Below are 23,914 nucleotides of genomic sequence, written 5' to 3' on the forward strand. Positions count from 1 at the left end.
TTTTTTTATGGGGGGAGGTCGATCGCCGCGACGCTCAGCGTCCGGCGGCGCGCAGCCCCGCTATGCAGCGCGCGAGATTGACGCGCGCCGTGGCGTCCCAGGCCGCGCGCGTCTCGGCGCGGCGAAAGACCGGCGCATCGCCATGGGCGAGCCCCTCCAGCATCTTCACTTGATTGGCGGCGAATTCGGCTTCCTCCACGCCTACCGATTCCGAGCGGATTTTCTGCGTATTGGCGGCGAAAATTTCCCAAGGCGCCGCGAGCGGGCTCAAATCGAGATCGACGAAGAGATCGAGATCGGCGGCGAAGCCGGGATAATGCTCGGTCGTCGCGCGCGCGCCGACATGATCGGATGTCGCCATGACGAGGTCTTCGACGGCCTGCGCCTCGCTCCCTTCGAGCGTCGTGTGGCGACGGAAGGCGGCGACGCTGTCGCGCACATTCTGCCGGTCGAGCCGCGTCTTGCCGTCAGGATCGCGCGCGAGATGGACGGCGTCGTGCCAGAAGATCGCCGCGGCGATCAAATCCGGCCGCGTCGCCAGCGCGCCGAATCGCTCGAGACCCGCCAGCAGCTCGTCGATATGCGCCCAACTGTGGTAGGAGCGATGCGGCTGCCGATAGGCCGAATCGAGCGCCGCGAAAGCGTCCGGCTCATACGCCGGCTCGATCCGTCCCCAATAGCGCAGCCTGCGCGCTTCCGCGCTTTCTTCCGTCACGCCCGTCATTTGCTATCCATCTTCCAAATGGGTCCGCCATCGGACTTTGCGGGCGGGGCCGCCTCGAAAGCCGCGAATCTCTGTTCCAACGCCAAATAGCAGCCAGTCCAATGCGGCTCGACGATGACCATCATGCGCGCCGCCGCGGCGCGGGCGCGGGTAAAATCCCATTCGGCGTGATAGCGCATCATCGTCCTATGCTCGTCACGCCAGGCGGCGAACGCCTCGCTCGCCGCAAAGGCCTCGTCTCCCGCCAGCGCATAGATGCGCGTCGGCGCCGATCGCCCGACCACCTGCGCCGCGCCGAGTTCGAGCCAGGCGAAGCCGGCGGCGGCGTCGCGCAAATCGCCGGAAACCAGAATATCGACGCGGAACCATTTACATAGCCCTTCGAGCCGCGAGGTGAGATTCACGACATCGCCGAGGATCGAATAGTCGAAGCGTCGCGTCGAGCCCATATTGCCGACGCTGCAGGGCCCGAGATTGAGGCCTACGCCCATCGCCGCCTCGCGATAGTCGCGCCCCGCGCGTGCGGCCTCGGCGGCGCGCTCGGCGTTGAAGCGCGCCATGGCGGCGCGCATGTCGAGCGCGGCGCGGACGGCCTTGCGCGGATGGTCGGCGACGTCGAGCGGCGCATTCCAGAACGCCATGACGGCGTCGCCGATATATTTGTCGACCGTGCCCTCGCGATCGAGAATGGCGTCGGTCATCGGCGTCAGATAGGCGTTCATGAAATGCGTGAGCTCCTGCGCGGTGAGCCCTTCCGAAATGGTGGAGAAATCGCGCAGATCGGAGAACAGAACCGTCAGCTCGCGCGTCTCGCCGCCGAGCACCAGCCGCTCTGGATGCTCGACGAGGCCCTCGACGACGGCGGGCGCGATGAATTTTCCGAAGGCCATATGCACATGACGCCGCGCGGCTTGATCGTTGCGCCACAGCGCCACCGCGCCGACGCCATAGGCGAGCGCGGCCGAAAGGCTCGGAAAGGCGGCGTCGACGAGCAGGCCGGCGCGATCGAAGGCCCAAAAGGACGCGGTGAACAGGGCCGCGATCAGGCCGATCGCGGCGAGCGCCGAAAACAGCGGCGCGACCAGCAGCAGCAGCGAAGCGACGAGGACGAAAGCGGCGCCGGCGGCGACGAGCTCGAGGCCGGCCGCCCAATCCGGCCGCGAAAGCAGAGCGCCGGAGAGCAGAGATTCGACGATCTGCGAATGAATCTCGACGCCCGGAAGCGTCGGCTGCAACGGCGTGGCGCGAATATCGCCCAAACCGATCGCCGTGGCGCCGATGAAGAGGATGCGCCCCTCTATTTCGTCCCGCGGCGCGCGGCCCTGGAGAACTGCCGCCGCCGAGAGCACGCGCTCGGGCGCTTCGGCGCCATAGCGCGGACGAATGTCGGCCGCGGCGCCGACGGCGATCTCGAAGGCGCCGACCTTCACCGCATTGACGCCGGTCTGGCGTCCGAAGGCGGTCTCGCCGCTGGCGTTGGAGGAGCGAATGACCAGCGTCGAGGCGCCCTGGGCGAGGCGCAGCGCCTCCAGCGCCAGTGAGGGCGTGAGGCCGCCTGGGCCGACGCCGAGCAGCGGAACGCGGCGCACGACGCCATCGCGATCGGGCGCCCAATTGGTCGCGCCGAGGCCGCGCGCCGCCTCCGCCAGCTCGGCGATCGGCGTGACGGCGGCGGGAAAGCGGCTCAGGAAAGACGTCGGGTCGTCGCCCGCTATGGCGACGCCCGCCTTTTGCGCCGGCGCGCTTTTCGGGCCGGCGTTGGAGAGAGTGAGGCCGAGCGCCGCCGGCGCCGCCGCGATCGAGCGGGCGAACAGCCGATCATTGGGAATGGCGTTGGCCGCGACCGCGGCGATCTCCGCCTTGGCGGGCCCGTCGGGCAATCGCCGAATGAAATGATCGAGGCTGGTCTGATCCTCTTCGGAGAAGATGATATCGAAGGCGATCGCCGCGGCGCCCGCCTCTGCCAGCTTGTCGACGAGCTCGGCGAGGCGCGTGCGCGGCCAGGGCCATTGGCCGAAGGCGGCGAGGCTCTCCTCGTCCACGGCGACGACCCGCACCGGAAGGCCCGGATCATAGGGCTGCGGGGCGAGACGCTGAAACGTGTCGAAGACGAAATTGCGCAGATCGTCCAGCGCCGGCGGCTGCAGCCGGCCGATCGCGAGCACGGCGAGAGCCGCAGTCGCGGTCGCGAGATAATAGGCCGGTCTGCGTCGCCGTGTGCGCTTCAATCACGCCTCTCATGCGCCGGCCCAGGGCGCGACTTGCGCCGCGAGCGCTCTCGATTCGACGCGTTTCCAATGCCGAACCGATGTCCACTTCGCCCGGAAACGCTAGACCGAGCGGTCGATCGTGTCGACCGGAGCGGCCTTTGTCACGCCGTCTCCGAAATTCCAGCGCCGCCGCCGAGCCGGTCGGGCGTGCGATAGGCCGCGAGGCGCTCGACGAGGCCGAGAGCGGCCTCGAGCGCGCTCCCGTCCAGCGGCGGCGGCCGGGAGCGCGGCGCGCCGCGCGGCGCCGAGAGAAAGCGGCGCAGAACCAGCAGCAGCTCGGCGGCGAGGCGCCGCGCGTCGAGGTCCAGCGCCCGGCGCAGGTCGGCGATGACGAGCTCGCGCACGAAATCCGCGCCACGATCGCACAGCATCAGATAGCTTTCGTAGAGCGATTGGTGCGAGGGCGAGGCGACGGCGCCGGCGATCGCCTCGTGCGGCTCCAGGCCGCAGAGCTCGGCGCAACGGGGAATCGAAATGAGCGCGAAAGGCATTACGGGCTCGTCCAGCCGGTTGGCCGCTCATCGCGAGCGGCGTCGCCACTCGAGAGCGCTACCGGCCGAAGGGGACGGCTCGGCGTCGGAAGCGCCTCGAAGCAAAAAGATTTAGCAGGCCCCCACGCGGCTGTTTGTGCGTCGGCGCACAGACGGCCGGCGCGGTCCCGGCGCGATTCATAAATCTTTTTCAGCCGGCCTGCTCCAGGCAGGCGGTCAGACGCTGCTCCAGCGTCGCGGGCCGCAGCAGCACCAGTCCGCCGCGGATTTTCTCGGCGAGGCCCTCGTGGATCATCGCCTGCACTTCGCGATTGACCTGCTCGCGCCGGCAGCCGATGCGGGCGGCGAGATCATGCTGCAGCGGCGGCGGCGAGATGATCGACTGGCCCTCATGCCCCTTGCGCGGCAGCGCGAGGCGCAGCAGCTCGGCGTAGAGCCGGTGGCGCAGATCGAGCACGGAGCGCTCGAACAGACGGGAATTGAGATCGCGAATGCGCTTCGTCAGCAGGCGCAGGACCTTCTCGCAGACCGCCGGCTGGCTGAACAGCACGGTTTTGAACACGCTCGACGGCATGATGCACAGCTCGGATTTTGTCAGAGCCGAGACATTGGCCGAGCGCTCCGCGCCGTCGATCGCCGCCATCTCGCCGAAAATCTGGCCGGGATGGAGGTCGCAGAGAATGACCTCCTTGCCCGCCGGCGTGCGGATGAGCACGCGCAGATCGCCGGAGACGATGAAATAGACGTCCGTCGAGCGATCGTCGTAATCGACGACGAGCTCATGCTCGTCGACGCGCCGCCAAATGCATTTGCGGGCGATCCGCTCCGCCTCAGCGGAGTCGAGCCCCTCGAAATATGCAATTCGCAACAAAGAATTCGACACGGTATCGCCCCGCCCAGAGCCATGAGCGCAGTTTGACGAGTATTTCGCCGCGCGTCGAGCGGAAAGCGCTCAATGTTCGTGGACATAGTTTCCGGGCGCGGCGCAGAGCGGCGCGAAGCCCCGCGCCGGGGCCCCCATGGGCGGCGGCGAGACGCGCTCCGTCGAGCCGTGGGCGACGAGCCAATCGGCCCAGAGCGGCCACCAGGAGCCTTCTTCCCGCCGCGCCGCGGCCAGCCATTTGTCGGCGGAGACATAGTGACCGCCTGCCTGGCGCAGGCCCGTGTGATAGGAGCGGCCGTGATGGCCCGGCTCCGAGACGACGCCGGCGTTATGGCCGCCAGTGGTCAGCACGAAGGTCAGCTCGTCGTCGGTGAAGAGATGGACTTTGTACACAGAGCGCCAGGGAGCGATATGATCGGTCTCCGTGCCGACGACGAACATGGGCGCCGATATATCCTTCAGCGCCACCACCTCGCCCTCCACGGCGTAGCGGCCGGCGGTGAGGCGATTCTCGAGGAACAGGCCGCGCAAATATTGTGAGTGCATTCGATAGGGCATTCGCGTCTGATCGGCGCTCCAGGCCATGAGATCATTGGGCTTTTGCCGCTCGCCGAGCAGATATTCGCGCACCGCCTTGGACCAGACCAGCTCATTGGAGCGCAGCGCCGCGAAGGCGCCCGCCATCTGCCGCGTGTCGAGCACGCCCTGGTCCCACATCATATCTTCGAGAAATGCGACCTGCGCCGCGTCGACGAAGAGCATCAGCTCGCCGGGCTCGCTGAAGTCGGTCTGCGCGGCGAGCAGGGTGAGGCTGGCGAAACGCTCGTCGTGATCGCGCGCCATCGCCGCCGCGGCGATGGAGAGCAGCGTGCCGCCGAGGCAATAGCCGCAGCCATGGATCTTGCGGCCGGGCAGCACGGCGCCGATCGCATTCAGCGCCGCGAGCACGCCGCAGACGCGGTAATCGTCGAAGGAGAGATCGCGATCTTCCGGCGTCGGATTGCGCCAGGAGATCATGAAGACGGAAAAGCCCTGCGAGACCAGATAGCGCACCAGCGAATTCTGCGGCTGCAGATCGAGCACGTAATATTTCATGATCCAGGCCGGGACGATCAATATCGGCTCGGCGTGGACGCTTCCCGTCGAGGGGCCGTATTGGATGAGCTCGATCAGCTCGTTGCGGAAGATCACCTCGCCCGGCGTCGCCGCCACATCGATTCCGACGCGAAAGCCATTGCCTCCATTGGGCGTGTTCAGAAGCGCGCGGGTGTAATCTTCGATGAAATTTTCCGCGCCGCGCAGGAGATTGGCGCCGCCTTCCTTCATCGTGCGGTCGATGACGGTCGGATTGAGCCAGAAGGCGTTGGAGGGCGAGAACAGCGCGAGCCATTGCTGCGCCATGAAGGCGACGCGGGCGGCGTCATTGGGCGTCATGCCGCGCGCCTCGCGCGTCGCCTGCCGCCACCAATGCTCGCTCGCGAGAAATCCCTGCTTCCAAAAGGCGAAAGGCGGCGCGTCCCAAGCGGGATCGTCGAAACGCTTGTCGAAAGGCGCGGGCGCGAAGGGCGCCGCGACGGTCTCGCCGCGCGCCGCATGAGCGACGAAGTGCGCGTATCTGGCGGCGTCCTGCATGGCGGCGAGCGACAATTCGATCTGCCGTCCCGGCGCGCGGGTCAGATGCGTCGCCCAATCGAGCCAGGCCGACATTTGCGCCAGAGGCGAGACGCCTTGCGTGAAGCGCGCCGCAAAGGCGCGGGCGGCGCGATCCAGCGTGTCGAAGGAGGGGATTTCGCCGCTACGGTCGATCTCCCGCGGCGTCGCTTCTGCGAGCGGCGGCGAAGTGACGGTGGGGGAGACGATGTTCATCCGCGGTCTCCTGTGGAGGTGAGGGCTAATGTCGACGCGAAATTCATGAAATGATCGTGACGGCGCGCGGCTCGGGCCCACAACGACGACGCTATGAGCTGCAGCTGTGAAATCTATACCGCGAGCCGGCGCCGCGCCATGCGCGTTCTGCCGCGGCAGATTGTGGCGCTGTCCATCGATCGGGAGAAGGAGCGCGAACCTCTCCTGGTTTCGCGATCGAACGGCGCGCATCCTTCTCCCACTTGTGGGAGAAGGTGGCCTCGCGAAGCGAGGTCGGATGAGGGTCGTTGCGATTTTCTGGATCGAGAGCGCCCCCTAAGGCGCCTGCAGCTCGTGCACGCTGAACAGCGCCTCCCCATCCGTCCACACGCGTCCGGGCTCCCAGCCGGCGTCGCTCGCCGTGACGCGGAACTCGTCCACGCCATATTTGTAGCAATCTTCCGTATGGATCGCTTCGCCGCGCGAGAAGGCGAAGTCGCGACCGCCGATCTTCGCCGTCTGGCGGCGGCGGCTGACGAGGCGCATTTCTATGCGGCCGGCGCGCGCGTCATAGATCGCCTGGTGGCCAAAGCCCGAGAGATCGAAGCCGCCGCCGAGCTCGCGATTTATGCGCGCCAATAGATTGAGATTGAAGGCGGCCGTCACGCCATGCGCGTCATTATAGGCGGCGATGAGCCGCGACGGGTCCTTCTTCAGATCGACGCCGACGATGAGCCGCCCGCCCGGCCCGAGCAATACGCGCATGGCCAGCAGCAGAGCGCGCGCTTCGTCCGGCGTGAAATTGCCGATCGTCGAGCCGGGGAAGAAGCCGATGCGGCGGCGATCGGCGAGCGCGGCGGGGAGCGGCGCCGGCCGCGAGAAATCGGCGACGATGGGGCAGACGCGCAAATGCGGGAAGCGCGCGGAAAGACGCGCGCGCGCTTTCTCCAGCGCGCTGGCGCAGACGTCGATCGGCGCATAGAGCGCGAGGCGCGGCGCGCGCTCGAGCAATATTTCGGTCTTGCGGCTGGAGCCGGAGCCGAACTCGACCAGCGCCGTATCCTCTGCGGCGCCGTCGAGCATCTCCTCGCCATGCGCGGCGAGAATGTCCGTCTCGACGCGGGTCGGATAATAATCGGGCAGACGCGTGATCTCGTCGAACAATTCGCTGCCCGCCGCATCGTAGAAATAGACGCAGGAGAGGCGTTTTTCGGCGCGCGAGAGACCGTCGAGCACATCGGCCGCGAAGCCGCGGCCCTTCGGCTCCGAAGGCGTCGCGCGATCGATATCATTGGTCATCGGCCGACATCCCTGGCGAGGCGCAGGCCGGCGAAGAGCCAGCGTTGGCGCGCATAGAGGAAGTTGCGATAGCTCGCGCGAATATGGCTCTGCGGCGTCGCGCAGCAGCCGCCACGCAGCACATGCTGGTCGCACATGAATTTGGCGTTGTATTCGCCTATGGCGCCGGCCGGCCGGCGATAGGCGGGGTAGGGAAGATAGGCGCTGCCTGTCCACTCCCACACATCGCCGAAGAGCTGGCGCGCATGGCCCTGGAACGCCTCCGCGGGCGGCAGAGGACGCAGCGCGTCGCCATCGAGCAGATTGCCGGCGACCGGCTCCTGCTGCGCCACCGTCTCCCATTCGAATTCGGTGGGCAGGCGCGCGCCGGCCCAGCGGGAGAAGGCGTCCGCCTCGTAGAAGCTCACATGGACGACAGGGGCGGCGGGCTCCAGCGGCCGCAATCCCTCGAGCGTCATGGCGAGCCAGAGGCCGCCCCGCCGTTCCCAATAGGCGGGCGCCTCCCAGCCCTCGCGCTGGATCGTCGTCCAGCCGTCGAAGAGCCAGAAGGCGGGATCGCCATAGCCGCCATCCTCGATGAACTCCAGCCATTCGGCGTTGGTCACGAGCCGATCGGCGATCTCGAAAGGATGAATCAGCGCGTCGTGACGCGGCGTCTCATTGTCGAAAGCGAAATCTCGGTCGAAGGCGAAATGGTCGTCGGCGTCGCTTCCGATGCGCACGATTCCGCCGGCGTAGCCGATCCAGCGCAGCGGCTCAGGCGGGCCGCAAAGGCCGCGCGGCGGCGCGGCGCGATAGGCCGGCCGCAGCGGATTGGCGGCGAAAAGCGCGAGAATATCGCTGAGGATCAGCTCCTGATGCTGCTGCTCATGCTGCAGTCCGAGCTCCAGCAGCCGCGCCGCCTCGCTCTGCGGCGCGAGGCCCGAGTCGAAGAGCTGCTCCAGCGCCTCCTCGACATGGCGGCGATAGGCCATGACGCGCTCGAGCGAAGGCTGGCTCAGCAGGCCGCGTCTTGGCCGCGGCTGCCTGGCGCCGGCGCCCTCGTAATAGGAGTTGAAGCAATAGCCGAAAGCGGGATCGAAGAGGCGATAGCCGGGCAGAAAGCGCGCCAGCACGAAGGTCTCGAAGAACCAGCTCGTATGGGCGAGATGCCACTTCGTGGGGCTCGCCTCCTCGATCGCCTGCGCCGCCATATCCTCAGGGCCGAGTGGCGCGGCGAGCGCCAGAGTGCGCGCGCGCGTCGCGGCGAGCCGAGCGCGCAATGTCTCGGTCTCGAGGGGAGGGTCGCCATGTGGAGGCGAAGCGAAATCCGTTCGCGCCATCGGCCGCGTCGCCATCGGCTCTCATCCTGGGGCAAAGGTCGCGCCGTTTTCGGCGCCGTCGAACAGCGGGCCATATAGGCCGCGCCGATGCGTCGGCAATCGGCGACAGCCGCGCTCGCGGCGAGGCTCATGCGAAGGCGCACAGCCGCTCTGGATGGCGCGTCCTATGCTTCCCTCACGCTCGACGAGACGAGAGCGCGAAGCGAAGGGATGGGGCCATGAAGACCGAAATCATGAACAGCGAGACGTCGATCGAGATCATCCGCCGCGCCGTGGACGCCAAGGGCAATCTGCCGGCCGCCGCGGCGAGCCTTTCCGCCGAGGCCGATCTCTACGCCGCCGGGCTCTCGCCCTTCTGCGCCGTGCAGGTGATGCTGTGGCTCGAAGCGACGCTGGACGTCGAGTTTCCGAAGCCCATGCTCGAGCGCCGCAGCATGGCCACCATGGCGACGATCGCCGCGCTCATCGGCGATCTGCTGGAGGCCGAGGCGCGCCCGCGGGCGGCGTGAGTCAGCGCACTACGACGCGGGCGCCTTTGGCGACGCGGCCATAGAGGTCGATGACATCCGCATTGAGCATTCGGATGCAGCCGGACGAGACCGCGCGGCCGATGCTCTCCGGCTCATTGGTTCCGTGAATGCGGAACAAAGTGTCCTTCTGCCCCTGGAACAGATAGAGCGCCCGCGCGCCGAGCGGATTTCTCAAGCCCCCGTCCATATGCTCGGGCAAATCGGGGCGGCGCTCCAGCATTTCCGGCGGCGGCGTCCAGCCCGGCCAGAAGGCTTTGCGGCCGATCTTCGCCTCGCCTTTCCAGGAGAATCCGGTGCGGCCGACGCCGATCGCATATTCGACCGCGCGGCCGTCCTCCAGCGAGAGATAGAGACGCCGGGCGCGCGTGTCGATCGTCAGCGTGCCCGGATCGCCGGCGGTCGGATCGGCGACGAAGCGGCGACGCGTCTGCCGCATGTCGACGTCGTCGTCATAGTCGATCGGCGTCGAATAATCGGGATCGGCGTCCGGCGGCAGAGCGGCGAGGCGCCGCCGCTCGAGCTCGTCCTTCTCCCGAGGCGCCCGGTTGCGGGCGCGCGGCGGATCGCGGCGCTCTTCGTCGAACGGCCAAGTGGCGCGGGCGCGCGGGCGGCGAGGCTGCGGCTCGGCGTACGGATCGTCGGCGGCGCCGCTCTGTGGGCCATAGCTCGACTCCGGCCAATAATAATATTGAGCGACCGCCGCGCCCGCATTCACGAGCAGAGCGGCGGCGGCGAGGACGAGACGCAGACGAAGCGACATGCCGATTTCCTAAAAAAGCGGAAACGCCTTTTGTCGAAGACGAAGACGGCGAAAAGTGGAACGAGGCCGCCACACTGTCTCGGGCATATGGAGCGCCGGCGCGGGCGTGACAGGGCGCGCGGCTCTATTCGGCGTCGGCCTGTCGTGACGGCTCGGCGGCGGCGAAGGCGGGGTGGGCGAGGCAATGCGCCTCCACGGCGAGAAGCTTCGGCAGCGCGTCCAGCGGCGTCGCAAAGCGCCGCGCCGCGAAGAGCTGCGGAACGAGGCAGACATCGGCGATCGTCGGCTGCGCGCCGAAGCAGAAGGGGCCGGGCTCGATCAGCCGCTCCACCGCCTCCAGCCCGCCTTTCAGGGCCCAATGATGGATCCAGGCGTCGACGCCGGCGCCGTCCTGGCCGAGCTTCTCGCGCAGATAGTCGAGCACGCGGCGATTGTTGAGCGGATGAATGTCGCAGGCGATGGCGAGCGCGACGCCGCGCGCCTTGGCCGCGAGCAGAGGGTCTTTCGGCGTCAGCAGCGGCCGCGGCGCGAGCGCGTCGAGATAGTCGATGATCGCCAAGGATTGGATGATGATCGTCCCGTCGTCGAGCTCCAGCGCCGGCGCGAGGCCTTGGGGATTCTTCGCGAGATATTCGGGCAGGCGCTGCTCGCCGCGCGCCAGATGCACGGGGATGCGCTCGACGTCCAAGCTTTTCAGCTCGATGGCGATGCGCACGCGATAGGCGGCCGAGGACCGAAAGTAATCATAGAGCTTCATTGCCGCCGCCTCCGCCGTCCGCCGGGACTTCAATCGGCGGCAGCGCGCAATATGTTGAAGGCGAGCGTCATTCGCAAGGAGGCCGCCATGTCGCCTTCTCCGTCGCCTTCTCCGTCGCCTTCGCCCGAAAATCCGATGGGGACAGATGGTTTCGAATTCGTCGAATTCGCCCATCCCGAGCCGGCGAAGCTCGCGGCTCTGCTCGAGCAAATGGGCTTCGCCGCCGTCGCGCGGCATCGCTCCAAGGATGTGACGCTCTATCGGCAGGGCGACGTGAATTACGTGCTCAACGCCGAGCCGGACAGTTTCGCCGCGGATTTCGCCCGCGCGCATGGGCCCTGCGCCTGCGCCATGGGCTTTCGCGTGGCGGATGCGCGCCTTGCTTTCGAGCGCGCGCTCGCCTTGGGCGCGCGCGCGGCGGAGACGAAGATCGGGCCGATGGAATTGAAGATTCCGGCGCTCGTCGGCGTCGGCGGCGCATTGATCTATCTTGTCGATCGCTATGGCGAGCGCGGCTCGATCTTCGACGTCGATTTTCGCTGGACCGGCGCGCGCGATCCGCATCCCGAAGGCGCCGGCCTCACGGTCATCGACCACCTCACCCATAATGTCTATCGCGGCCATATGGACGAATGGGCCGGGTGGTACGAGCGCTTCTTCGCCTTCCGGCAGATTCGCTATTTCGACATAGAGGGAAAGCTCACCGGCCTGCATTCGCGCGCCATGACCAGCCCCTGCGGGAAGATACGAATTCCGATCAACGAGAGCGTCGACGACAAGAGTCAGATCGAGGAATATCTCGTCGCTTATCGGGGGGAAGGCATTCAGCATGTCGCCTGCGCCTGCGACGACATCTATCGCACGGTGACGGCGCTGCGGGCGCGCGGGCTGCAATTCATGCCGGCGCCGCCGGACTCTTATTACGCGCGCGTCGACGAGCGGCTGCCGGGACATGGCGAAAATCTCGACGCGTTGCGCGAGCTCGGCATTCTGATCGACGGCGAAGGACGCAAGCTCTTGTTGCAGATTTTTTCGAAGACGGTGATCGGGCCGATTTTTTTCGAATTCATCCAGCGCAAGGGCGACGAGGGATTCGGCGAAGGAAATTTCCGCGCTCTGTTCCAGTCGATCGAGGACGATCAGGTGAAGCGCGGCGTGCTGCCTGCGGGAGCATGAGGGATGGAGATATCGCGAGACACTGCCGCCGTCCTGGCCGGGACAAGCCCGGCCAGGACGTCGCGGGCGCCCTCGAGGGGCGAGGGTGGGGCGCGCGCCGTCATCGGAGATTGAGCCATGACACTGCGTTACATGTCCGGCTTCGGCAATGAATTCGCCAGCGAGGCGCTGCCCGGCGCCCTGCCCGTGGGGCAGAATTCGCCGCAGCATTGTCCTTACGGGCTCTATGCGGAGCAATTGTCGGGTTCGCCCTTCACCGCGCCGCGCGGCGCCAATGCGCGGTCCTGGCTCTATCGCATTCGCCCTTCTGTGCGGCATGTCGGGCGTTTCGAGCGGCGCGATCTTCCCTTTTGGAAAAGCGCGCCGGCGCGCGACGAGAGCGATTTGCCGCTCGGACCCTATCGCTGGGGGCCGCCGACCATGCCGGATGACGCGCTCACTTTTCCGGCCGGCCTGCGCGTGATGACGACGGCGGGCGACGTCGATGCGCGGAGCGGCATGGCGGCGGGGCTCTATTTCGTCACGCGCTCCATGGCCGAGGATTATTTCTACGACGCCGACGGCGAATTGCTCATTCTGCCGCAAGAGGGCGCGCTGCGCTTCGTCACAGAACTCGGCGCGATTGAGATTTCGCCGGGCGAGATCGGCGTTGTTCCGCGCGGCGTGAAATTCAAGGCGGAGCTGGTCGCCGGCCCGGCGCGCGGCTATGTCTGCGAGAATTACGGCGCGCCTTTCACTCTGCCCGATCGCGGGCCGATCGGCGCCAATTGTCTCGCCAATGCTCGCGATTTCGAGGCGCCGGTCGCCGCTTTCGAAGATATCGAGCGGCCTTGCCGGCTCACGGTGAAATGGGGCGGCAAATTCTTCGTCTGCGCGCTCGATCATTCGCCGCTGGACGTCGTCGCCTGGCACGGCAATTACGCGCCCTACAAATATGATCTTCGGCGCTTCTCGCCGGTCGGGGCGCTGCTCTTCGATCATCCCGATCCGTCGATCTTCTGCGTGCTGACGGCGCCGTCGGAGCGGAAAGGGACTCCCGATCTCGATTTTCTGATTTTTCCAGAGCGCTGGCTCGTCGCCGAACATACGTTTCGGCCGCCCTGGTTCCATATGAATGCGATGAGCGAATTCATGGGGCTCGTCTATGGGCGCTATGACGCCAAGCCGGACGGCTTTCTCCCCGGCGGCGTCTCGCTGCATAATTGCATGTTGCCGCACGGGCCCGACGCGGAGAGCTTCGAGCAGGCGACGCGGGCGACGCTGGCGCCGCAAAAGCTCGCGGGCACGCTCGCCTTCATGCTGGAGACGCGCCTGCCGCAGCATGTGACGCGCTACGCCGCTGCGCTCGAGACATTGCAGATCGACTATTCCGATTGCTGGGCGGGGCTCGCGCGCCGCTTTTGCGGGACGCGGTGAGGACAAAGATGAAGCTGGCTTCCTTGAAGCATGGGCGCGATGGAAAGCTCGTCGTCGTCTCGCGGGATTTGACGCGCGCCATAGAGGCGACGCAGGTCGCGCCGACCTTGCAGGCGGCGCTGGACGATTGGCCGCGCGCCGCGCCGCGCCTCGCCGAGGTCGCAGAGCGGCTGGAGGCGGGTCTGCTCCCCTCCTTTCGCTTTCGCGAGCATGATTGCGCCTCGCCGCTGCCGCGCGCCTATCAATGGGCCGACGGCTCGGCCTATGTGAATCACGTCGCGCTGGTGAGAAAGGCGCGCGGCGTCGAGATGCCGCCCTCGTTCTGGAGCGATCCGCTGATCTATCAGGGCGGCTCGGACGGGTTCGCGGGACCGCGCGATCCCATTCCCTATCTCGATGGGAAATTCGGCCTCGATCTCGAGGCGGAGGTCGCCGTCGTCACCGACGACGTTCCGCTCGGCCTCGCCGCCGAGGCGGCGCGCGCGCGAATCGCGCTCGTCATGCTGGCCAATGACGTGACCTTGCGCGGCCTCACCGCCAGCGAGCTCGCCAAGGGCTTCGGCTTTTTCCAGTCCAAGCCCGCCTCGGCCTTCTCGCCGGTCGCCGTGACGCCGGACGAGCTCGGCGCCGCGTGGGACGGCGCGCGCCTCTCCTTGCCGCTGCTCTCCTTCGTCGATGAGGCGCCGCTCGGGCGGCCGAACGCCGGCGTCGACATGACTTTCGATTTCGGCCGCCTCATCGCCCATGCCGCGCGCACGCGCGCGCTTTGCGCGGGCTCGATCATCGGCTCCGGCACTGTCTCCAATCGCGCCGCGGACGGCGGGCCGGGCCGGCCCGTCGCCGAGGGCGGCGTCGGCTATTCCTGCCTCGCCGAGCAGCGCGTCGTCGAGAGCCTCGGCGGCGAAGCGGCGCGCACGCGATTTTTGCAGCCGGGCGATCGCATTCGGATCGAGATGCGCGACGCGGCCGGCCATTCGATCTTCGGTGCGATCGAGCAGGAGGTGGTCGCGTCCCGAGCAGGCGAATGAGTGGCGAGGAAGGAAAGGCGGCCGGGCCAAGGGCGGCGCTCCCCCGGGGGGAGAGGGAGCGCCGCGCAGTGGCGGCCGACGAGAGAGCGAGGCGGCATGAACCCGGCAGTACCCGTCGAGGTCCGCTCGGCGCTCGCTCGAAAGGCGCAGGTCGTCGGAGGGAGGTCCGATCTCCGCCTTTTCCAAGTCGGTCGACAGATTCCGCGAGCCTCGCCGGCTCTGAACCGCCTCCCGTCGCCCTGGCCCGCCTCGTATCGGGGGAGATGTCACGCCTCGGGGAAAGGCGCGTCGAGGAGGACGCATGGGCGACATGGTTGCGGGGTCCGCCATCAAAAGACGGCGAGCGCTCGCGGAAGTCCGCTCGAATCGTCGCAGCTCTCGGGAGACAGAGAGCGACGATTCGCGTTCCTTGTTCCTGTGGCGAATGCGTTCCTGTGGCCTATGCGACGCCGGCGCGAGAGAACGCAGGACGAAGCGAGGAAGCTGCTTTAGGAGACAAGCCGAGCGCATATCGCGCCCGGGAGGGCCGCATCGATGTCAGACGAAGGCGGGCGGCGCTCGCGAGCGGAGATTGTCCGGGCTCTCATCGAGGTCCCGGCCGAGGCGAGAGGCGAAATCGAAGCGTGTGGAAATCTCGAAACGATAGACGATATGTGTAATCATCGCCGGGAGGGTCGGCGGCGCGCTGGCCACACAGGCGTCACAGCAGACGACGAAGGGCGTCTGCGGCGCGCTATGAGCCTTTTGGAAGTCCTGGCAGAAAGCGGCGCGATCCTGGAAGACGCCGACGCCCGCCCCGCCGTGGCCGCGATGCGACGCGAAGCCCAGCGCGCCGACGATGATCGTCAGCGTATAGAGCCCCAGCGCAAGTCGCCGGAAGAAGAGCGAGCGTAACCTATCGGCCATGGTGAACGAGACTTGCACTCATCTTGGTGAGAGTCAAGGAGCGCCGCGCGCTTCAACGCGGCGTCACCAGGCGAATCCGCGAATCTCGAAGGAGCGCGCGATGGAGAGGCCGGCGGTGAACTGATTGCGCGAGCCGATGTCGTTGGGAATGGGGCTGGAGCCGACGCTGCCGGTCAGCCGCTGCAAGCCGCCGTAAATGGTGGCGTTGGCGTCCTTGCTGAAATCGTAGCGGAAGGTGGCGAGGCCGCCGGCCGCGGTGAATCCGCCGTTCGCCTCATAGGGTTCGATTCGCCCATTGGCCAGGGATTCGAGCGGCGAGACCGAGAAATAGGCGTTCGCATAGCGATTGTCGCCGAGGCTGAGGCGCGGTCCGAAGGACAAGGACGCGCGGCCGTCGCCGCCAAAAATGTCCGCGCCGAGCGAAGCGACGAAGCCGTTGTGGCCGTCTATGCCCTGCCGCAGTTCCGCGCGCGTGCGGAAATGCTCGGTCTGATATTCGGCGAAGCCGCCGATCTCATGAGTGAGCTCGACCGTGCGCAGTCCGTAGAGACCATCGCGCTGGCCGCGCTTGAACACGAAATTGGCCACCGGGCCGGCGCGAAAGCCGTTGGAGTCGATGATGGCGAAGCCGAATCCGTCGTCGGGCGTCGAAAACAGCTCCGGCTCGCCGATGCGCCGGAAGCTGATCGACGGAAACGGGTAGGGACGCAGCTTGGCCGAGCCCGGAAAGCTCGGCGCGAGGGCGCCGATGGCGCGGACGGTCACGATCCATCCTTGTTCCGCCGCGGCGAATGTCGGGACGGGCGCCGGCGCCGGCGCTTCCTCGGCGCGCGCCGCAGTCTCCGCCTGTGCGAAAGACGCTGCGCCGGCGAGGCCGAGGCAGGCGAAAAGGCCGATCGTCGCGGCGCGGGGCAGTGGCATCTGCGGACCCTCGTTGCAGCGTAACCAATTCGTCATCTTTATCAGCCGGCGGACAGGACTGCCAAGTCCGTGGAGACGCGGCCCTTTTTTCGCCGCGATGCGTCCACTGCCGCGAGAGGGCGCCTTTCAGCGATAAATCCAGGCGTTGCGGGAGAGAACGCCCTCGCCGCCCATCAGCCGCACGCCTATGTCGCGCAGCGTCGCCATCGGCTCGGCGAAATGGCAATTGACGCCCTGTCGGCGCGAGGCGCGCTGAATGCGGATCGCCCGCTCGACGCGCGCCGACTGATAGGCCGCGAGCGCCGATTCGATCGCCGCTCCGCCATCCGCAAAGGCGCGGCCGAGCGCGGCGGCGTCCTCTATCGCCTGCGCAGCGCCTTGCGCGAGGAAGGGGACCATGGGATGAGCGGCGTCGCCGAGCAGCGCGACGCGGCCGCGGCCCCAGCGCGTGATCTCCGGCCGGGCGTAGAGCGGCCAGCGTCGCCATGTCGCGCCGGCCTCGAGCAGCGCGCGCAGATCGGGGCTCCAGCGCGCAAAACCCATGGCGCGGGCGAGCTCCTCGCCGGTCCGCGTCTCGGCGGCGGGGCCGCGATCGGCGCGATCCTCGAGAATCGCGACCGCGCTGACGATGCTGGCGTCGCGTAGCGGATAATGAACGACATGCCCGCCCGGCCCGAGCCAGATATGGGTTTCCCGCTCGCGCAGAGCGGAGGGCGCCGAATCGATCGGCATGAGCGTCCGCCAAGCGGTGAGCCCGACGGGACGGGGCGTGTCGCCAGCGACGAGGTCCAGCGCGTCGCGAATCGTGGAACGCAGCCCGTCGGCGCCGATCAGCGCCTCGGCCTCCAGCCGCTCCTCGCCGAGCGTCGGCAGCACGCCGTTCTCGTCTTGCGTGAAACCATCGCAGCGTGCGGCGGTGCGCGTCTCGACGCCGAGACGGCGCGCCTCGTCGAGCAGCGCCTTCTGCAAATCGGCGCGGTGGAAGACGCGAAAGGGCGCGCCCCAGCGGTCGCGCGCCTCGGCGAGCGGCAGGCGCGCCAGCACGGCGCCATCGGCGGCGCGGCGAATATTGAGGGCGCGGGGCTCGAGGGCGACGGCGTCCAGCGCCGGCCTCATGCCGAATTCATGCAGGATGCGCCCGGCGTTGGGCGAGATTTGCAGCCCGGCCCCCACTTCCTCTATGCGCTCGGCGCGCTCCAGAACGAGCGTCCGCCGGCCGGCGCGCGCCAGCGCGATCGCCGCGGCGAGCCCGCCTATGCCGGCGCCGACGACGACGAAAGGAGCGCCCATTCGCGCGGCGTCAGGCGGTCGGGTCGAGGACGGTTTCGGAGTGATAGACGCATTCGGCCGGATCGGCCGCGCCATGGCCGAGGGCGGCGTCGAACACATAATGCGTCGAGCAATAGGGGCAGACCGCCTCGTCCGCCGCGCCCATGTCGATGAAGACATGCGGATGGTCGAAGGGCGGCAGCGCGCCAATGCACATGAATTCTTTGGAGCCGACCTTGATCTTGGCGACGCCCGGCTGATTGTGGAAATGCGGTGTGGTGTCGTGCGACATGGCGGGAAGTCCCTCGAGCGGTCAGTTGGCTGCGCGAAGCTATATTGGAGCCGGGGCGGTTTGGGTAGGGGGAGGGGCGCAGTGACGCGGGTGGTTCTCCAGGCGGAGGCCGGCCGCGCGCCTCGGCCGGCCGCTCATTTCAACGCCAGCGCAATGGCCGAAGATTCGCGCGGCGGCTTCGCCCGCGCGGCGAAACGGCGATGCAGATAGGTCGTGATCGGCTTTTCGACGAAGCGATAAACCGCGACCGCGAAAACGATGGAGGCGAACAAGGCGGCGAGAATCAGGAAATCCGCCGGCGCCCGATCGCCGATCGCCACGACCCAGAGGTTGCGCAGCGGGCGAACGATGAAAGTATGCGTGAGATAGAGGCTGTAGGAGGCATCGCCCAAATAGGTGAGCCACCGCATCGCGGAAGTCTCTCGCAGAGCGGGGCCGAGCGTCGCGCCGCCGACGATCAGCGCCGCGGGAATTCCCGAGGTCAGGAAAGTCGGTCCTTTCATTTCGAGCGCGAGCAGCCCCAGGCCGAGCGTGATGGCGGCCAGACGCATGACGTTGGAAATGCGCAGGCCATGCTCGAAGGCGAGGCCGAGATAGACGCCGAACAGAAATTCCAGCAGCAGGCCGTCGGTCCAGGTGAAGAGGATCGGCGAGGCCGAAGTGAGATTGCGGCCGAGCGCGACCAGCAGGCAGAAGCTCCCCGAAAGCGCGAGCACGCCGAGGCGGCGCGGCAGGAAGGTCGCGAGCGCGAAGGCGGCGTAGAAGAACATTTCGGTGTCGAGCGTCCATCCCTGGCCGACGATCGGGCGCAGATCGCCTTCCGAGCGCAGCACGGGGATGAAGGCGTAGGATTTCAGCACATAGGCCAGGCGATCGCTGGTTATGTCGAGCGAATGCGGAAAGATGAGAAGCAGAACGACGGCGACCGTCGTGACGATCCAGTAGAGCGGCGCGATGCGCAGCAGCCGACGCCAGATAAACTTGCGCCACGCGCCCGGCGAACCGAAATCGCGCGTCGTGTAGATCATGATGAACCCGGACACGACGAAAAAAATATGGATGCCGAACCACCAGAAGGAGACGCCGAGAAAATCGGCGTGAGCGGCGCCGTATTGTTCCCGGACCGAATTGGCGTAATAGCCGGCGTGATGCAGAACGACCATCGCGGCCGCTATGGCGCGCAGCCATTGGATTGCGACGAGGTGGGCGTTTTTCTCGACGACAGCAGCCATTTCATACCCGGGTTGTGTCTCGTTTTGACGCGATTGTTGCGTCGCAGCGAGGCGATGGCGAATTTCCTCCCCGGGTTAGGAAGTTTTGTGCCGCGCGAAAGGAAAGGCTCCCGCCCCGGGACGAGCGGGCGGCGCGCACCGGATGTTTCGGCGAAAAAAGGCCCGAGCGCAGGCGTGGCTCAGCGCGATGAAAAGCGACGTTTTCGCCTCACGCCCGCACCCGCACATACTCCCCCGGCGCGTCGCACAGCGGCTTCAGCTTCCCGTCGCCGGGGATGCGCGCGGGCACGCGCTGCGGCGCTTGCGCGGTGATCCAGGCGAGCCAGTCGCCCCACCAGGAGCCCTTGTTTTCATGGGCGGTCTTCGCCCAATCCTCATAGACGCCCACGGGCGGGCCGCCGGTCCAATATTGATATTTGTTCTTGGCCGGCGGATTGACGACGCCCGCTATATGGCCGGCGCCGGCGAGCACATAGCGCACCTCGCCGCCGAAATATTTCGCGCCCGTGAAGACGGAGCGCGCCGGCGCGATGTGATCTTCCTTCGCGGCGAGCTCATAGATCGGAATCTTCACCTTGCGGAGATTGAGCGTGACGCCGTCGATGACCATGCGGCCCTGCGACAGCGCATTCTCAATGTAGCAATAGCGCAGATAGAAGAGATGGTTCGCGCGCGGGATGCGCGTGCAGTCCGAGTTCCAGGTGAGGAGATCGAAAGCCGCCGGCTCGACGCCCTTCATGTAATTGTTGACGAAATAGGTCCAGAACAATTCATTCGGACGCAGAAGATTGAAGGTCGTCGCCATTTTGACGCCTTCGAGATAGCCGGTGCGCGACATGGCTTCGTCGAGCGCGGCGAGGCGCGCCTCGTCGATGAACACCTGCATGTCGCCGGCGTCGGTGAAATCCACCTGCGTTGCCAGAAAGGTCACGCTGTCGATGCGATCGTCGCCCTTCTCGGCCAGATAGGCGAGCGTCGCGGCGAGCATCGTGCCGCCGACGCAATAGCCGGCCGCCGCCACATGTTTGGCGCCCGTCGCTTGCTGCACCGCGTCCAGCGCGGCGAGCACGCCTTCTTTCATGTAAGCGTCGAAACCCTTCTCCGCCTGGCTCTCGTCGGGATTGACCCAGGAGATGACGAAGACGGTGAGGCCCTGCGCCGTCGCCCAGCGCACGAAGCTCTTCTCGCGATTGAGATCGAGCACGTAGAATTTATTGATCCAGGGCGGCACGATCAGCAGCGGGCGCTCATAGACCGTCTCCGTCGACGGCGCATATTGGATGAGCTCCATCACCGGCGTGCGATACACCACCTTGCCGGGCGTCGTCGCCATATCGACGCCGAGCTCGAATTTGCTCTCGTCGCTCTGCCGCAGCTTCAACATGCCATGGCCGGCGGAGAGATCCTCGGTCAGCATCTTCATCCCGCGCACGAGATTTTCGCCGCGCGCGTCGAGCGTGGCGCGCAGCAGCTCGGGATTGGTGGCGACGAAATTGGAGGGCGACAGCGCGCTGGCGACGAGCCGTGTGTAGAAGCCGGCCTTCGCCTTCACCTGCGGGTCGAGCCCTTCTGTGCGCTCCACCGTCTCGCCGGCCCAGCGCGTCGTCAGCGCATAGGATTGGCGCAGCCAGTCGAAGAAGGGATTGTCGTTCCATTCCGGCGCGGAGAAGCGCTTGTCATTGGGGTCGGGCGGCACGATCGGCGGCGTGTCCTCGCCGGAGAAACGGCGCAGCGTCTGACTCCAGATATCGGTGAGGCCGGAGACGAGCGTCGCCTGAGCGGCGACCGCCTGCTCGGGCTTCGCCATCCAGCGTTCGGCGACGACGCCGAGCGTCTTCACCGCATCGGCGACATTGCTGGCGAGCTCGCTGCGCGTATCGCCGGGCTCCATGCCGCCAATGGCGGCGGCGAGCGCCTTGCGGCCCTGATCGACGAGCCGCGCCAGATTTTCCGCGAAAATCTCGAAATCATGGGCGTTGGGCGCAGCCGGCGCCGGGGCCGGGGGCCTTGTGCGGGGAGCCGGCTCCGGCTCTGGGGCGTGGGGGGCGAGCCGGTCGACGAGCAGCCGGCGCTGATCGGCGGATAACTCGTCTGCGGCGTTCGCCAGCAGGGTGGCCGCGGCGTCGAGCGCCTCGCGACGATCCGCCGCTTTCGGCGGAGCGGGTTTTTTGGAGTTTTTCTGCGGCGCGGGTTTGGTCCGCGTGTCGACGACCGGGCTCGCGACCTTTTTTTTTGCCGCGCCGGCGCCTTTCGCGGCGCCCTTGCTTTTGGGCGCGAGCGTCGGCGTTCGCTCGCCGGCCTCGGTGCGCCCCTTCGGCGCCCCGACGGGCGCGGCCTGAGGAGCGACACGAGGAGCGGCTTGGGCGGGGCTCTGGGCGGCGCCTTTGGGCTCCACGGCATGGAGCGGCGGCCGCCGTTTGGCTCCGGCTGGCGAACGTCTTTGTGCGGTCATCGGCTGTCCTGTCCTCGGCGGCTCCCCGGCCGGCCTCGTCGCTTCCTTAGAGCATATCCCGTGAAGGTTCGGAAACCGTCTCGCGCGGAGAAAAGCGCTTCCTCCAATACTTAAGCGCGGCGATGCGTCGCGGAAGGGCGCGCCCCCTTATCAAAGCCGTATTGTCGCTCTATGACGAAAGCCAGCTGTCCGGAGAAGCCGATGATTCCGCGTTTCGCGATCTGCCTGACCCTGTTCGCCGTCGTCGGAGGCGCGCGCGCGCAGGAGGCCGGATCGGAGACGGTGGGGCAATCGATTGGCAAATTCCTCGAAGGAATGGAAATGCGGCGCTCGGCGCCGGCGCCGGCCGAATTCGTCGAACGCTCGCGCAATGGCGCGACCGGCTACACGCCCTTCGCCGCGCCGAGGCCGGCGGCGGACGTCAAGACGGACGCCAAGAAGAGCGCCGCCCGCGCCGCCTCGCTCGAGAAAGAGCTGGCCGCCGCCGCGGCCGCCAATCGCGCCCGCGGCGCCCGCGTCAAAATTCCCGACGCGCCGAAAGAACGGCGCGCCGAGACGAAACGGCCCTAGCTCTTTCGAAAGGGTTTCGCGTCACAATCGTCCGTCGCGCCTCGAAATGGGCGCCGGCGGAGCTTTCAACGGAAATAGGCGATGTCGGACTTCTATCGCATCAAGCGGCTTCCCCCTTATGTTTTCGAGCAGGTCAATCGGCTCAAGGCCAAGGCGCGCGCCGGCGGCGCCGACATCATCGACCTCGGCATGGGCAATCCCGATCTGCCCGCGCCGCGCCATGTGATCGAGAAGCTGGTCGAGACGGCCGGCCGTCCGCGCACCGATCGCTATTCCGCCTCCAAAGGCATCGCCGGGCTGCGCCGCGCCCAGGCCGGCTATTACGAGCGCCGCTTCGGCGTGAAGCTCGATCCCGAGACGCAGGTGGTGGCGACGCTCGGCTCCAAGGAGGGCTTCGCCAATATGGCGCAGGCGATCACCGCGCCCGGCGATGTGATCCTCGCGCCCAACCCCTCCTATCCGATTCACGCCTTCGGCTTTCTGATGGCGGGCGGCGTCATCCGCTCCGTGCCGGCCGATCCGACGCCGGAACTCTTCCACGCGTTGGAGAAGGCGGTCGCGCATTCCATCCCTAAGCCCATCGCCATTGTCGTCTGCTATCCGGCCAATCCGACGGCGACGGTCGCCTCGCTCGATTTCTACAAGGATCTCGTCGCCTTCGCGAAGCGGCACGACATATTCGTGCTCTCCGACATCGCCTATGCCGAGGTCTATTTCGACGATAATCCGCCGCCGTCGATCCTGCAGGTCAATGGCGCGATGGACATAGCGGTGGAGTTCTCCTCGCTGTCGAAGACCTTCTCCATGGCCGGCTGGCGCATCGGCTTCGCCGTCGGCAACGAGCGGCTCTGCGCGGCGCTGGCGCGGGTGAAGAGCTACCTCGACTATGGCGCCTTCACGCCGGTGCAGGTGGCGGCGACCGCGGCGCTGAACGGGCCGGACGATTGCATCAAGGAGATGCGCGCCATCTATAAGAAGCGCCGCGACGTGATGGTGGAGAGCTTCGCGCAGGCCGGCTGGCCGATTCCGGCGCCTTCCGCCTCCATGTTCGTCTGGGCGCCGATCCCAGAGCGCTTTTCCGGCCTGACCAGCCTCGAATTTTCCAAGCTCCTCATCGAGAAGGCGGATGTCGCGGTCGCGCCGGGCGTCGGCTTCGGCGAGCATGGCGAGGGCTATCTGCGTCTCGCTCTGGTCGAGAATGAGCAGCGCATTCGCCAGGCGGCGCGCAATCTGCGCCGCTTCTTCGAGGGCGCGGAAACGACGCTGCACAATGTCGTGCCGCTGCAGGCGCGCGGGTGAGGCGGCGCGCCGCTTCCGGCGGAGCGAAGAGAGGAGCCGCAAAGATGCGCTTCATTCTGATCCTATGCGCGCTCGTCGTCTTTCTTCCGCGCGAGACATTCGCGGCCGAGCAGATCGAGCGCGGCCGCGCGATCGCCAAGGCCAATTGCAGCCGCTGCCACGCCGTCGGCGTTACGGGAAAGAGCCCCAATCCGGCCTCGCCGCCCTTCCGCGCGCTCACGAAGAAATATCCGCTCGAAAACCTCGAGGAGGCGCTGGCCGAAGGGATCGTCGTCGGCCATGGCGGGCTCGACATGCCGCGCTTCGAATTCTCGCCCGGCCAGATCGAATCGCTGCTCGCCTATATGGCGTCGATCCAGCGCAAGTGACCGCGCCCGTCCGATGATGACGCCGACCCTTTTCCCGTGATAAGAAAAGTTCGGCTTATCATTCGATGTTTTTCGAGGCGGGCGCATCAGGCCTGATGAAATTC

At 67.0% G+C, this 23,914-nt stretch carries 22 protein-coding genes; 7 read left to right on the forward strand and 15 right to left on the reverse strand.

Annotation, left to right across the window (positions count from 1 at the left end):
- Nucleotides 1-34 precede the first annotated feature (34 nt).
- The 7 genes from KP010_RS19620 to egtB form a co-directional block, all read right to left on the reverse strand.
- Nucleotides 35-724 (reverse strand): hypothetical protein, encoded by a 690-nt coding sequence (locus KP010_RS19620; protein WP_216281368.1) that lies wholly within the window; start codon nucleotides 722-724, stop codon nucleotides 35-37.
- On the reverse strand, nucleotides 721-2,952 hold the full coding sequence (locus KP010_RS19625; RefSeq protein WP_216281370.1) for a CHASE2 domain-containing protein: 2,232 nt from the start codon (nucleotides 2,950-2,952) through the stop codon (nucleotides 721-723). The genes KP010_RS19620 and KP010_RS19625 overlap by 4 nt, the downstream gene beginning before the upstream one ends.
- A gap of 143 nt (nucleotides 2,953-3,095) precedes the next feature.
- Nucleotides 3,096-3,485, reverse strand: a complete 390-nt coding sequence (locus tag KP010_RS19630) for a hypothetical protein (protein ID WP_216281373.1) — start codon at nucleotides 3,483-3,485, stop codon at nucleotides 3,096-3,098.
- A 190-nt stretch (nucleotides 3,486-3,675) separates the two neighbouring features.
- Complete coding sequence (locus KP010_RS19635) at nucleotides 3,676-4,356, reverse strand: Crp/Fnr family transcriptional regulator (RefSeq protein ID WP_142863391.1); 681 nt, start codon at nucleotides 4,354-4,356, stop codon at nucleotides 3,676-3,678.
- 81 nt (nucleotides 4,357-4,437) lie between these two features.
- The gene (locus tag KP010_RS19640; protein ID WP_142863387.1) at nucleotides 4,438-6,234 is read right to left on the reverse strand and encodes an alpha/beta hydrolase; all 1,797 of its coding nucleotides are present in this window, start codon (nucleotides 6,232-6,234) and stop codon (nucleotides 4,438-4,440) included.
- 315 nt (nucleotides 6,235-6,549) lie between these two features.
- Nucleotides 6,550-7,512: an L-histidine N(alpha)-methyltransferase gene (gene egtD / locus KP010_RS19645; protein ID WP_142863386.1), complete on the reverse strand. Its 963-nt coding sequence runs from the start codon at nucleotides 7,510-7,512 to the stop codon at nucleotides 6,550-6,552.
- Nucleotides 7,509-8,849, reverse strand: coding sequence for an ergothioneine biosynthesis protein EgtB (gene egtB / locus KP010_RS19650; protein WP_216281375.1), 1,341 nt, complete (start codon nucleotides 8,847-8,849; stop codon nucleotides 7,509-7,511). The genes egtD and egtB overlap by 4 nt, the downstream gene beginning before the upstream one ends.
- 203 nt (nucleotides 8,850-9,052) lie before the next feature.
- On the opposite strand from egtB, the gene KP010_RS19655 reads away from it, so the two are divergent.
- A complete protein-coding gene (locus KP010_RS19655; RefSeq protein ID WP_142863384.1) occupies nucleotides 9,053-9,343 on the forward strand; it encodes an acyl carrier protein in 291 nt (96 codons plus the stop codon).
- A 1-nt stretch (nucleotide 9,344) separates the two neighbouring features.
- On the opposite strand, the gene KP010_RS19660 is transcribed toward KP010_RS19655, so the two are convergent.
- Nucleotides 9,345-10,124: a L,D-transpeptidase gene (locus KP010_RS19660; RefSeq protein ID WP_142863383.1), complete on the reverse strand. Its 780-nt coding sequence runs from the start codon at nucleotides 10,122-10,124 to the stop codon at nucleotides 9,345-9,347.
- 124 nt (nucleotides 10,125-10,248) lie between these two features.
- The gene (maiA, locus tag KP010_RS19665) at nucleotides 10,249-10,881 is read right to left on the reverse strand and encodes a maleylacetoacetate isomerase (RefSeq protein ID WP_216281377.1); all 633 of its coding nucleotides are present in this window, start codon (nucleotides 10,879-10,881) and stop codon (nucleotides 10,249-10,251) included.
- Between the two features lie 87 nt (nucleotides 10,882-10,968).
- Here maiA and hppD point away from each other — a divergent pair, with 87 nt between their 5' ends.
- The 3 genes from hppD (at nucleotide 10,969) to KP010_RS19680 (ending at nucleotide 14,501) form a co-directional block, all read left to right on the forward strand.
- Nucleotides 10,969-12,057 (forward strand): 4-hydroxyphenylpyruvate dioxygenase, encoded by a 1,089-nt coding sequence (gene hppD, locus KP010_RS19670; RefSeq protein WP_142863381.1) that lies wholly within the window; start codon nucleotides 10,969-10,971, stop codon nucleotides 12,055-12,057.
- A gap of 117 nt (nucleotides 12,058-12,174) precedes the next feature.
- Entirely contained in the window at nucleotides 12,175-13,473 is a 1,299-nt protein-coding gene (gene hmgA / locus KP010_RS19675; protein ID WP_142863380.1) for a homogentisate 1,2-dioxygenase, read from the forward strand.
- A gap of 8 nt (nucleotides 13,474-13,481) precedes the next feature.
- Nucleotides 13,482-14,501 (forward strand): fumarylacetoacetate hydrolase family protein, encoded by a 1,020-nt coding sequence (locus tag KP010_RS19680; protein ID WP_142863379.1) that lies wholly within the window; start codon nucleotides 13,482-13,484, stop codon nucleotides 14,499-14,501.
- 537 nt (nucleotides 14,502-15,038) lie between these two features.
- Here the strand turns inward: KP010_RS19680 and KP010_RS19685 are convergent.
- The 6 genes from KP010_RS19685 to KP010_RS19710 all read right to left on the reverse strand — a co-directional run bounded on the left by KP010_RS19685 (nucleotide 15,039) and on the right by KP010_RS19710 (nucleotide 21,573).
- A complete protein-coding gene (locus KP010_RS19685) occupies nucleotides 15,039-15,425 on the reverse strand; it encodes a hypothetical protein (protein WP_108916953.1) in 387 nt (128 codons plus the stop codon).
- A gap of 45 nt (nucleotides 15,426-15,470) precedes the next feature.
- Nucleotides 15,471-16,328 carry a MipA/OmpV family protein gene (locus KP010_RS19690; protein ID WP_108916977.1) on the reverse strand — a complete coding sequence of 286 codons (858 nt, stop codon included), beginning with the start codon at nucleotides 16,326-16,328 and terminating at the stop codon, nucleotides 15,471-15,473.
- 126 nt (nucleotides 16,329-16,454) lie between these two features.
- Nucleotides 16,455-17,618: an FAD-dependent monooxygenase gene (locus KP010_RS19695; protein WP_142863378.1), complete on the reverse strand. Its 1,164-nt coding sequence runs from the start codon at nucleotides 17,616-17,618 to the stop codon at nucleotides 16,455-16,457.
- Nucleotides 17,619-17,628: 10 nt separating this feature from the next.
- Entirely contained in the window at nucleotides 17,629-17,889 is a 261-nt protein-coding gene (locus KP010_RS19700) for a zinc-finger domain-containing protein (protein ID WP_108916951.1), read from the reverse strand.
- A 134-nt stretch (nucleotides 17,890-18,023) separates the two neighbouring features.
- A complete protein-coding gene (locus tag KP010_RS19705) occupies nucleotides 18,024-19,121 on the reverse strand; it encodes an acyltransferase (protein ID WP_142863377.1) in 1,098 nt (365 codons plus the stop codon).
- Nucleotides 19,122-19,329: 208 nt separating this feature from the next.
- Nucleotides 19,330-21,573, reverse strand: a complete 2,244-nt coding sequence (locus KP010_RS19710; RefSeq protein WP_142863376.1) for an alpha/beta hydrolase — start codon at nucleotides 21,571-21,573, stop codon at nucleotides 19,330-19,332.
- A 201-nt stretch (nucleotides 21,574-21,774) separates the two neighbouring features.
- Between KP010_RS19710 and KP010_RS19715 the strand changes: the two genes are divergently transcribed.
- From KP010_RS19715 to KP010_RS19725, 3 genes are all read left to right on the forward strand, one after another.
- Nucleotides 21,775-22,143, forward strand: coding sequence for a hypothetical protein (locus tag KP010_RS19715; protein WP_142863375.1), 369 nt, complete (start codon nucleotides 21,775-21,777; stop codon nucleotides 22,141-22,143).
- 81 nt (nucleotides 22,144-22,224) lie between these two features.
- Entirely contained in the window at nucleotides 22,225-23,442 is a 1,218-nt protein-coding gene (locus KP010_RS19720) for an LL-diaminopimelate aminotransferase (RefSeq protein WP_142863374.1), read from the forward strand.
- Nucleotides 23,443-23,486: 44 nt separating this feature from the next.
- The gene (locus tag KP010_RS19725; RefSeq protein WP_142863373.1) at nucleotides 23,487-23,810 is read left to right on the forward strand and encodes a cytochrome c; all 324 of its coding nucleotides are present in this window, start codon (nucleotides 23,487-23,489) and stop codon (nucleotides 23,808-23,810) included.
- Nucleotides 23,811-23,914: the final 104 nt, after the last annotated feature.

The organism is Methylosinus sp. KRF6, from assembly GCF_018887255.1.
Taxonomy (GTDB): domain Bacteria; phylum Pseudomonadota; class Alphaproteobacteria; order Rhizobiales; family Beijerinckiaceae; genus Methylosinus; species Methylosinus sporium.

What these genes read in the sequence shown, in the direction of transcription:
- KP010_RS19620 (WP_216281368.1), bottom strand. Translation starts at nt 724, where the DNA reads ATGACGGGCGTGACGGAAGAAAGCGCGGAAGCGCGCAGGCTGCGCTAT.
- KP010_RS19630 (WP_216281373.1), bottom strand. Translation starts at nt 3,485, where the DNA reads ATGCCTTTCGCGCTCATTTCGATTCCCCGTTGCGCCGAGCTCTGCGGC.
- KP010_RS19640 (WP_142863387.1), bottom strand. Translation starts at nt 6,234, where the DNA reads ATGAACATCGTCTCCCCCACCGTCACTTCGCCGCCGCTCGCAGAAGCG.
- egtD (WP_142863386.1), bottom strand. Translation starts at nt 7,512, where the DNA reads ATGACCAATGATATCGATCGCGCGACGCCTTCGGAGCCGAAGGGCCGC.
- egtB (WP_216281375.1), bottom strand. Translation starts at nt 8,849, where the DNA reads ATGGCGACGCGGCCGATGGCGCGAACGGATTTCGCTTCGCCTCCACAT.
- KP010_RS19655 (WP_142863384.1), top strand. Translation starts at nt 9,053, where the DNA reads ATGAAGACCGAAATCATGAACAGCGAGACGTCGATCGAGATCATCCGC.
- KP010_RS19660 (WP_142863383.1), bottom strand. Translation starts at nt 10,124, where the DNA reads ATGTCGCTTCGTCTGCGTCTCGTCCTCGCCGCCGCCGCTCTGCTCGTG.
- maiA (WP_216281377.1), bottom strand. Translation starts at nt 10,881, where the DNA reads ATGAAGCTCTATGATTACTTTCGGTCCTCGGCCGCCTATCGCGTGCGC.
- hppD (WP_142863381.1), top strand. Translation starts at nt 10,969, where the DNA reads ATGTCGCCTTCTCCGTCGCCTTCTCCGTCGCCTTCGCCCGAAAATCCG.
- hmgA (WP_142863380.1), top strand. Translation starts at nt 12,175, where the DNA reads ATGACACTGCGTTACATGTCCGGCTTCGGCAATGAATTCGCCAGCGAG.
- KP010_RS19680 (WP_142863379.1), top strand. Translation starts at nt 13,482, where the DNA reads ATGAAGCTGGCTTCCTTGAAGCATGGGCGCGATGGAAAGCTCGTCGTC.
- KP010_RS19690 (WP_108916977.1), bottom strand. Translation starts at nt 16,328, where the DNA reads ATGCCACTGCCCCGCGCCGCGACGATCGGCCTTTTCGCCTGCCTCGGC.
- KP010_RS19695 (WP_142863378.1), bottom strand. Translation starts at nt 17,618, where the DNA reads ATGGGCGCTCCTTTCGTCGTCGTCGGCGCCGGCATAGGCGGGCTCGCC.
- KP010_RS19700 (WP_108916951.1), bottom strand. Translation starts at nt 17,889, where the DNA reads ATGTCGCACGACACCACACCGCATTTCCACAATCAGCCGGGCGTCGCC.
- KP010_RS19705 (WP_142863377.1), bottom strand. Translation starts at nt 19,121, where the DNA reads ATGGCTGCTGTCGTCGAGAAAAACGCCCACCTCGTCGCAATCCAATGG.
- KP010_RS19710 (WP_142863376.1), bottom strand. Translation starts at nt 21,573, where the DNA reads ATGACCGCACAAAGACGTTCGCCAGCCGGAGCCAAACGGCGGCCGCCG.
- KP010_RS19715 (WP_142863375.1), top strand. Translation starts at nt 21,775, where the DNA reads ATGATTCCGCGTTTCGCGATCTGCCTGACCCTGTTCGCCGTCGTCGGA.
- KP010_RS19720 (WP_142863374.1), top strand. Translation starts at nt 22,225, where the DNA reads ATGTCGGACTTCTATCGCATCAAGCGGCTTCCCCCTTATGTTTTCGAG.
- KP010_RS19725 (WP_142863373.1), top strand. Translation starts at nt 23,487, where the DNA reads ATGCGCTTCATTCTGATCCTATGCGCGCTCGTCGTCTTTCTTCCGCGC.